We start from the raw sequence: 1,313 nt of genomic DNA on the forward strand, positions 1-1,313 counted from the left end.
CCTTAGTGACTACGTTCTTTCTGAAAAACTTAAGCCTGAAAATGGCGGAAGCCAAAGCAAGCTTTCTGCTACTCAAACCATGCACCTAATCGAGCATTTGACTGAGAAAACCTATTCTCACACTCATCAAATTGTCGCCTACGTTAAAGAGGCATTTGGACTTGATTATACGGTCTCTGGTATGAACAAATGGCTTCACCACAATGGCTTTAGCTACAAGCAACCGAAAGGCGTTCCACACAAGTTTGATAAAGCAAAACAGCAAGCATTCATAGAGGCTTATGAAGCTCTAAAGGCAAGCTGTGGCAAGGATGAATCGATAGTCTTTATCGATGCAGTTCACCCAACCTTATTAACAAAAATATCTCATGGCTGGATACGTACTGGTCAGGCTAAAGTGATTGAAACAACGGGCAATCGTAGCCGATTGAACATTATTGGCGCACTAAACCTGTCAGATATTGGTGCCACCATCGTTCACGATTACGAGAGTATTAACAGTGAAAATATTGTTCGCTTTTTCTGTAAGTTAAGAGAGAGTTATCTATTAGCCCATAAGCTTCATATCATCTTAGATGGTGCGGGATATCACCGCAGTGACTTAGTCAAAGATGCAGCGTTTGTCCTAAATATCGAACTACATTATCTTCCACCTTACAGTCCAAACCTCAACCCAATTGAGCGGCTTTGGAAGGTAATGAACGAGCAGTCGAGGAATAACGTTTACTTCAAAAATAAACGAGACTTCAAGGAAGCCATCGATCAATTTTTTACTGTGACTCTTCCAGAGATCGCAGGTTCACTGACGTCTCGAATCAATGATAATTTTCAGGTACTCAAGCCTGCATTTTCAAGTTGATTGGGTATAGTCGTTATTTAGCTTACACACAGTTTTACGGCTTAAAAGTTATAGCTCAAGCATTTAGGTTAATTGCTTGAGCTTGAGTATCGTTCAAGTTAAAGATATGTTACTGAACTATATGGTTTAGAATTTATATCGTCCACCAAAGCTAACCGTTGAAAGGTTCACTGCAATATCATCAGGTGCCGTATACATCATGCGATACCCTAAGTTTAAGACGAACCTCTCAAATTCATACCCTAACTCAACTCCTAAGCTGTGCCCTAAATCTGTAGAGTCACCACTTCCTGAAGGAAGGATGTTACTATCAACACTAGCATCTATTTTATATTGGCCAATACCAGCGACTGCGGCGATGTAAAAACCGTTATTCATTGGTTTGTAAATTGGTCTAATATTTACTGACAAAGAAGAAACACTAACCTCAGATCTTGCATAATTTCCTCTGTAA

General features: G+C 39.8%; 1 protein-coding gene and 1 pseudogene. One reads left to right on the forward strand and one right to left on the reverse strand.

Annotated features, from left to right (window positions below):
- Positions 1 to 859, forward strand: an 859-nt coding sequence (locus DA100_RS08330) for an IS630 family transposase (protein WP_138971726.1), incomplete at its 5' end; no start/stop codon positions are given.
- A 126-nt stretch (positions 860 to 985) separates the two neighbouring features.
- Here DA100_RS08330 and DA100_RS20935 read toward each other — a convergent pair.
- Positions 986 to 1,313 (reverse strand): annotated as a pseudogene (locus DA100_RS20935) (hypothetical protein); the annotation flags it as partial.

This window comes from Vibrio sp. Hep-1b-8 (assembly GCF_006124995.1).
In the GTDB taxonomy this organism is placed as follows: Bacteria; Pseudomonadota; Gammaproteobacteria; order Enterobacterales; family Vibrionaceae; genus Vibrio.